The sequence below is a fragment of the Bradyrhizobium sp. 21 genome (genome assembly GCF_023073335.1).
Classification (GTDB): domain Bacteria; phylum Pseudomonadota; class Alphaproteobacteria; order Rhizobiales; family Xanthobacteraceae; genus Bradyrhizobium.
Genome location: NZ_JADPJG010000002.1, coordinates 238,986 through 246,110, shown reverse-complemented (window position 1 = coordinate 246,110; position 7,125 = coordinate 238,986). Strand labels below are relative to the sequence as shown.

General features: G+C 63.8%; 8 protein-coding genes and 1 pseudogene. 4 read left to right on the top strand and 5 right to left on the bottom strand.

What is annotated here, in order from left to right; all coding sequences use genetic code 11:
* Nucleotides 1–132 precede the first annotated feature (132 nt).
* Nucleotides 133–1,407, bottom strand: coding sequence for an acyl-CoA dehydrogenase family protein (locus IVB31_RS01110; protein WP_247317554.1), 1,275 nt, complete (start codon nucleotides 1,405–1,407; stop codon nucleotides 133–135).
* A 210-nt stretch (nucleotides 1,408–1,617) separates the two neighbouring features.
* On the opposite strand from IVB31_RS01110, the gene IVB31_RS01105 reads away from it, so the two are divergent.
* Nucleotides 1,618–2,397 (top strand): enoyl-CoA hydratase-related protein, encoded by a 780-nt coding sequence (locus IVB31_RS01105; protein ID WP_247317553.1) that lies wholly within the window; start codon nucleotides 1,618–1,620, stop codon nucleotides 2,395–2,397.
* A gap of 169 nt (nucleotides 2,398–2,566) precedes the next feature.
* Here IVB31_RS01105 and IVB31_RS01100 read toward each other — a convergent pair whose 3' ends face one another.
* From IVB31_RS01100 to IVB31_RS01085, 4 genes are read right to left on the bottom strand one after another with little or no spacing between them, the layout of a single operon-like run.
* Nucleotides 2,567–2,944, bottom strand: a complete 378-nt coding sequence (locus tag IVB31_RS01100; RefSeq protein ID WP_247317552.1) for a DUF6285 domain-containing protein — start codon at nucleotides 2,942–2,944, stop codon at nucleotides 2,567–2,569.
* 2 nt (nucleotides 2,945–2,946) lie between these two features.
* Nucleotides 2,947–3,933 carry a phosphotransferase family protein gene (locus IVB31_RS01095; RefSeq protein ID WP_247317549.1) on the bottom strand — a complete coding sequence of 329 codons (987 nt, stop codon included), beginning with the start codon at nucleotides 3,931–3,933 and terminating at the stop codon, nucleotides 2,947–2,949.
* Nucleotides 3,930–4,718 (bottom strand): enoyl-CoA hydratase/isomerase, encoded by a 789-nt coding sequence (locus IVB31_RS01090; RefSeq protein ID WP_106942925.1) that lies wholly within the window; start codon nucleotides 4,716–4,718, stop codon nucleotides 3,930–3,932. Before IVB31_RS01090 ends, IVB31_RS01095 begins: the two co-directional genes overlap by 4 nt.
* Nucleotides 4,719–4,744: 26 nt before the next feature.
* Complete coding sequence (locus tag IVB31_RS01085) at nucleotides 4,745–4,885, bottom strand: hypothetical protein (protein WP_247317545.1); 141 nt, start codon at nucleotides 4,883–4,885, stop codon at nucleotides 4,745–4,747.
* Here IVB31_RS01085 and IVB31_RS01080 point away from each other — a divergent pair.
* The 3 genes and pseudogenes from IVB31_RS01080 to IVB31_RS01070 all read left to right on the top strand — a co-directional run.
* Nucleotides 4,884–5,055 (top strand): annotated as a pseudogene (locus IVB31_RS01080) (SDR family NAD(P)-dependent oxidoreductase); the annotation flags it as partial. The gene IVB31_RS01085 and the pseudogene IVB31_RS01080 sit on opposite strands and share 2 nt — an antisense overlap.
* A 137-nt stretch (nucleotides 5,056–5,192) precedes the next feature.
* Complete coding sequence (locus IVB31_RS01075; RefSeq protein WP_247317543.1) at nucleotides 5,193–5,573, top strand: VOC family protein; 381 nt, start codon at nucleotides 5,193–5,195, stop codon at nucleotides 5,571–5,573.
* Nucleotides 5,574–5,845: 272 nt separating this feature from the next.
* Nucleotides 5,846–7,123: an acyl-CoA dehydrogenase family protein gene (locus IVB31_RS01070; protein WP_247317542.1), complete on the top strand. Its 1,278-nt coding sequence runs from the start codon at nucleotides 5,846–5,848 to the stop codon at nucleotides 7,121–7,123.
* Nucleotides 7,124–7,125: the final 2 nt, after the last annotated feature.

Here is a 7,125-nt window from a genome sequence, read left to right as displayed (position 1 = left end):
GGGAGCCGTATTGGGCGGGGAAGGACCGGCGGGTGAATTAGCCCCTCGCCACATCCACATCGTCGTCCCGGCCTTCGCCGGGACGACTCGTGGAGAGGATCATCGCGCGGGATAGCGCGCTTTCGCGGCGCCCTAGTGCTTCCCCGGCCCCATATAGCCGAACAAGAACCCCGCCACCTTCCGCATCTGGATCTCCTCGCTGCCCTCGGTGATCCGGTAACGTCGGTGATGCCGGTAGATATGCTCGAACGGCTTGTGTCGCGAATAGCCCATGCCGCCATGGACCTGCATGGCACGGTCGGCGGATTCGCAGCAGAGGCGGTTTGCCCAGTAGTTGCACATCGAGACGCGGTCGGACAGCGTGCGCTCGATCTGCTCCTCGGTGAGCTTGTCCATCTCCCAGGCGGTCTTGCGGATCAACAGCCGCAGCATCTCCGCTTGGGTGGCGAGCTCGACCAGCGGAAACTGGATCGCCTGGTTCTCGGCGAGCGCCCTGCCGAACGGCTTTCGCTCACGCGCATATTTGACGCTCTCGTTGATGCAGTAGACGGCTGCGCCGAGCGAGCTCGCCGCCTGGCGGATACGGTTCTGGTGCACGAAGCATTGCGCCAGCGACAGGCCGCGGCCGACCTCGCCGAACAGCGCATCATCAGGCACGAAGACGTCGGTAAAGCTGACGCGGGGATGGTCGGTCGGCATGTTGAAGGTCCACATGTACTCCTCGATCTTCACGCCATGGCTCTTGGCCGGCACCAGGAAGCAGGTGATGCCGCGCGCATCGCCGTCATTGCCCGACGTACGCGCGAACAGCGCGCAATGCGTAGCGACGTGCATGCCGGTGGTCCACATCTTCTCGCCGTTGATGATCCAGCCCCTGACGTTGTCGCGGGTCGCCGGCACCGCGCGGGTTTCCATGTGGGTCGCGTCCGAACCGTGATGCGGTTCGGTCAAACCAAACGTGATGCGGTACTTGCCCTTGATCGAGCCGTCGATCATCGCCTTCTGGCCGTCGCTTCCGTAGCGGTCGAGCATGGTGGCGACGGGAAAATTGCCGACGATGGAGTGCTCGTTCTGGAGATCGTTGTGCAGGCCGAGGCCTTTCGCGGCAAAGTGTTCGCGGATCACCGCCATCCAGAGATTGGAGCCATCCTTGCCGCCATATTGCCTCGGCACCGCAAAGCGCAAATGGCCGGCGGCATCGGCGAGATCCTTGGCCTTGCGCAGCAGAGCTTCCCATTCGTGGCGCGGCAGGCCGTCATTCTCGAAATTCGTGCGCGCCCATTCGCGGCGATGGTCGAAGAAGCGGATGTTGTCGTCGGCGCCTTCCAGCGGCTTGATCTCGCGTTCGATGAAACGGTCGAGCTCTGCGAGATAGGCGACGAGATCTGCAGGCAATGAGAAATCCACGGTTCTCTCCCGGATGATTTTTTCGTTTTGCGTTAAGGCGCTAGGCGCGTTTTCTCTTCTCGCGATTAAGGTGAGAAGAGCGCGTACAAGTCAAGCAAAGCAAGGCGTGTGAGAGGCGCAAGGCGCATTGCGCAATTCGATGGTGTTGCGGTGCTGGCGCGCGGTAGTATGACGCCAATATTCCTTCACGAGAAAATGCGGGAGCGCGCGATGGATCTTAAATTTTCAAAGGTGGAACGCAAGGGGCCGATTACGATCGTCACGCTGTCGCGGCCCGAGGTCTACAACGCGCTGCACACCGACGCGCATTTCGAGCTCCAAAAGGTGTTCGACGATTTCTCCGCGGATGCCGAACAATGGGTCGCGATCGTCACCGGCGCCGGCGACAAGGCGTTCTGCGCCGGCAACGATCTGAAGTGGCAGGCGGCGGGCGGCAAGCGCGGCTGGGACAAGAGCGGGTTTGCTGGGCTGACCGCGCGCTTCGACTGCGACAAGCCGATCATCGCCGCGGTCAACGGCGTCGCCATGGGCGGCGGTTTCGAGATCGCACTCGCCTGCGACCTCATCATCGCCTCGGAGAATGCGACCTTCGCCCTGCCCGAGCCGCGCGTCGGTCTCGCCGCGCTCGCCGGCGGCCTGCACCGGCTGCCGCGCCAGATCGGGCTCAAGCGCGCCATGGGCATGATCCTCACCGCGCGCCATGTCGGTGCCAAGGAGGGCTTGGAGCTTGGCTTCGTCAACGAGGTGGTGCCGCAGGGTGAAGCGTTGTCCGGCGCACTACGCTGGGCGGAGATGATCACCAGGAACTCGCCGATGTCAATCCGGGCCTCGAAACAGACCATCCAGAAGGGGCTCGGCGTATCGCTGGAGCAGGCGATCGAGGAGCAGCGGGAGTATCCGGCGGTGAAGGCGATGGTGGCGTCCCAGGATTACGTCGAGGGCCCGAAGGCGTTTTCCGAGAAGCGGCCGCCGAAATGGGTGGGGAAGTAGGCACGCTCGGCGCGTGAAGGCGAAGAACGCGCAGACATCACCGGTGTCATGCCCCGGCTTGACCGGGGCATCCAGTACGCCGCGCCTTCTCGGTCAATCGCAAACGCCTCGCGCTACTGGAGCGCCCGATCAAGTCGGGCGATGACAGTGAGTATGGAGCGCGACCTGCCTACCCGTCTCGCCCCAGCTCCCGCTTGTATGACGCGTAGTTCGGCTGATCGACCGCGAGCTTGTCCATCGTGGTCTGCCAGAGGTGCTGCGCCAGCCCCGGCGTCGCGAGATCGACCTCGCCTTTTGCGATGCGCTCGGCGAGCGCGCGGTTGAGATCGGTCACCGAGCCGTCGATGCCGAGCAGCGCACGCAACCGCTCCACCTCCGCGGCATCGCTCCCCTCCTCCTGCGCCAATTGCCGCGCGACGAGGTCGAGGATGTTGACGGCCACGCGGAGCTTGAAAGCCTGGTGGCCGGAGGTCAGCGGCGCGATGTCGTTGCGGAGGAAATCGGCGACCGCCCTGGTCAGCTCGATCGGGGTCGGTTCGTCCTGCATGGTCAACTCCCCCGCGGCGCGAGCAGCCGCAACAGATCGATCTCGGTTTCCGAAGCGCGGCGGCCGATCATCGCGCGTTCCATCGAATGATCCGGGCCCTCGCGAAACCGCTGCATCATGCCGCCGCACATGATGCCCCAGCGCAGCGTGCCCATCACTTCCCAGAACTTTACGCGCACCGGATCGACCTTGCGGCCGGCCGCCTCATACCCTGCGAACAGCTCCTCGCGCGAACCAAAGCCGCCGACGGGCTTGTCGATCTCGCCAAAGCGCCAGGAATTGACGCAGACCCAGCCGAGGTCCTCCATGGGGTCGCCGAGATGGGCGAGCTCCCAATCGAGAACGGCGCGCACGCCGTCGGCGCCGATGATGAGATTGCCGTTGCGGAAATCGCCATGCACCAGCGTCGTCTCGGCGGCAGGACCCGGATCGTGGTCGCGCAGCCAGCGCAGCGCCAGCTCGAACACCGGCTTTGGCCAATCCAGGCTGCGATAATCGCGCTCGAACTCGCCGATCTCCTTCGCCGCGCTCATGTGCCGTAGCTCAGGCAGCTTGTCCTGCGGCAGCCTGTGCAGGCCCGCGAGCACGCCGCCGATCTGCCGCGCGAGAAGCGGCCGCGCCGCAGCGAATTCATCATCGCGAAGAATCTTGCGCGCGATGGTCTCGCCCTCGACCCGCTGCATGATGAAGCCGGTGCCGAGATCGTCGTCCGGCACCAGCACGTGCATCACGCGGGGCGACGGCACGCCCGCCTCATAAGCGAGTTGCATCAGTTGCGCTTCAGCCGCAAGACCGGCCGCCCGCGTCGGCGCCGCACCATAGCCTTTCGGCGAGCGGCGCAGGATCGCGCCGATCGCACCATCGGGACGCACGATGTCGAAGCGCCAGGTTTCCTGGCTGGCACCGCCGGACAGTTTTGCCGCCCCAGTGACGCCGGTTGCCCCTTCGCACCAGCGCACGACGCTGCGGGAAAGCTGCGCCTCGATCATTTGCCTTTGAACTGCGCCGGGCGCTTTTCCAGGAACGCACCGACGCCTTCACGAAAGTCCTGCGTGTCGCCGGCGCGGAGCTGGCACTGGAATTCGAGATTGAGCTGATCCTCGAAGGAATTTTCCGGGCTGTCCCAATAGAGCTTGCGGATCAGCGACAGCGCCACCGTCGGGCCGCTGGCGAGATCACGCGCGAGCTTCATCGCCTCCTCCATCAGCACGCCGTCGTCATAGACGCGATTGACGAGCCCCCATTCCAGCGCCTTCTCGGCCGGCAGCCGTTCGCCCATCAGCGACAATTCGATCGAGCGTGCCTTGCCGATCAGCCGTGGCAAGAGCCAGGTCGAGCCGCAATCGGGCACGAGGCCGATACGGCGGAAGGCTTGCAGGAAATAGGACGAGCGCGCGCACAGAATCATGTCGCCGAGCAGTGCGAAGCTCATGCCGGCGCCGGCGGCCGGGCCGTTGACCGCCGTGACGATCGGGCAGTGCAGATTGCGGATGCGGCGCAGGAAGGGGTGGAAGCCGGTCTCGAGGGTCAGGCCGGCCTTGGTCTTCTTCGACTGGTTGTTGCGGCCCTGGAGATTCGCGCCGGTGCAGAACGCGCGGCCCGCGCCGGTCAGCACGACGCAGCGCACCTCGTCCTTCTTCTCCTCGATCGCGTCGAGCGCCTCTGCAAGGCCGCCCAGCATGTCCACGGAGACCGCGTTCATCACCTCCTGATGGTCGAGCTTGAGGATCGCGACCGAACCATCGAGATCGAGCGTGACGTGTTTGAACTGCATGGTTTCCTCGTGCGTTGCGGCCTGCGTCAGTTTCGCAGACCGGAATTGCTTTGTCGGGGCACATATTTGATTTTTGGCACGGTCTTGTCCATGGTGATCGGAGCATAGCCAGCAATCTTGCGCGCAGCGGCTGATGCGCCCGACACCAAAAACAGGAAACGCGCCATGAACCTTTTCGACCTCTGCAGTGGCCGTGATCACCGGCGGCAATGGCGGCATTGGACTCGACATTGCACAGGCGCTCGCCGGCCAGGGCTGCAACGGCTCGATCTGGGGTCGTAATCCTGACAAGAACAGCAGCGCTGCCGCGAGCATGACGGGCCTTCCCGGCAAGGTTTGAGATATCGTAGGGTGGACGCAAAGGCGCGCTTGCGCCGTGCCTACCGGAAATATTTTCCACTGTTGTGGTGGGCACGCTGCGCTTTGCCCACCCTACGGATTCTGATTTCGCAGGCGCAGAAGGGGACAGGGCAAATGTTTTCACACGTGATGATCGGCACCAACGACCTCGACAAGGCCAAGGCGTTCTACGACAGCCTGCTCGGCACGCTCGAGGTGCGGCCCGCCAGGGTCGACGGCCATCGCATCTTCTACATCACCAAGACCGGCGTGTTCTCGGTGACGAAACCGATCAACGGCGAGGCCGCGACGTGCGCGAATGGCGGCACCATCGGCTTTGCCGCCAACTCGCCGGAACAGGTCCACGCATGGCATACGGCCGGCATCGCCGCCGGCGGCGTTCCTTGCGAAGATCCGCCGGGCATCCGCCAGGGGCCCGGCGTCAACCTCTATATTGCGTATTTGCGTGACCTCGACGGCAACAAGATCTGCGCGATGCATCGGATGGCGAGCTGAGCCGACCGAAACCACCGCTGTCATGCCCCGGCGCGACCGGGGCATCCAGTACGCCGCGGCTTCTCCATGAACCACCGACGCACGGAGTACTGGATCGCCCGATCAAGTCGGGCGATGACAGCGAGAATGCGCGCCATTCAAACAACATTTCAAACGCCCTCCCGATATTCCATCGCGTGGCATGGCTTGCGCAGAAAAATGCGCGCTCGCACTTTGACGACGCTCCGACTATTCTCTCCCCCAGCACGATCTCAGCGCCCCCGGGAGGAACAATGACAAAACACACCTATATTCCCCGCACCACCAACTACGCGCTCAACCCCGGCGACGAGCTCAACGACCTCCGCATGTCGGAGCAGGTCCGGCCGCTCTACGACCACGTCAAAAAATTCATTCGCGAGACCGTCGAGCCGATGTCGATCGAGTTCGCCAAGGCCGGCGAGAAAAAGGAAGACCGCTGGAGCTTTACGCCGAAGCAGCTCGAGGTGCTGGAAAAGGCCAAGAACAAGGCCAAGCAGGAAGGCCTCTGGAACTTCTTCCTGCCCGACGACGAGACCGGCTCGGGGCTGAAGAACCTCGACTACGCCTATATCGCGGTCGAACTCGGCAAGAGTCCGCTGGCGTCCGAAACCATGAACTGCTCGGCACCGGACACCGGCAACATGGAGGTGCTGGAGCGCGTCGGCACCAAGGAGCAGAAGCAGAAGTGGCTGAAGCCGCTGATGAACGGCGAGATCCGCTCGGCCTATGTCATGACCGAGCCCAACGTCGCCTCCTCCGACGCCAAGAACATTTCAACCACGGCAAAGCTCGTCGGCGACGAATGGGTGATCAACGGCGAGAAGTATTACATCTCCGGCGTCGGCGATCCCCGCTGCAAGATTCTCATCGTGATGGTGAAGACCAATCCAGATGCGGCGCCGAGCAAGCAGCAGTCGCAGATCCTGGTGCCGCGCGACACGCCCGGCGTCGAGGTGCTCGGGCCCATGTATGTGTTCGGCCAGGACCACGCCCCGCGCGGCCACATGCATATGCGCTTCAACAATGTGCGCGTGCCCAAGGAGAACATTCTGCTCGGCGAAGGCCGCGGCTTCGAGATCTCGCAACTCCGGCTCGGCCCGGGCCGCATCCATCACTGCATGCGCACGATCGGCAAGGCCGAGAAGGCGCTCGATTTGATGGTGCAGCGCGGTCTCACCCGCGAAGCCTTCGGCAAGAAGATCGCCCATCTCGGCGGCAACATGCAGATCATCGCGCAGGCGCGCTGCGAGATCGAAGCGATGCGGCTGATGGTCTTGAAAGCCGCCAAGGCGATGGACGTGCTCGGCAACAAGGAGGCCCGCGTCTGGGTCTCCATGGTCAAGGCCATGGTGCCGGAGCGCGCCTGCAAGATCATCGACCAGTCGATCCAGATGCACGGCGCCACCGGCATCTCGCACTGGACCCCGCTCGCCGAAATGTACCAGGACGTGCGTCACCTGCGCTTTGCGGATGGTCCGGACGAGGTGCACTGGATGGTGGTGGGACGCCACGAGCTGAGCATGGCGTAGGC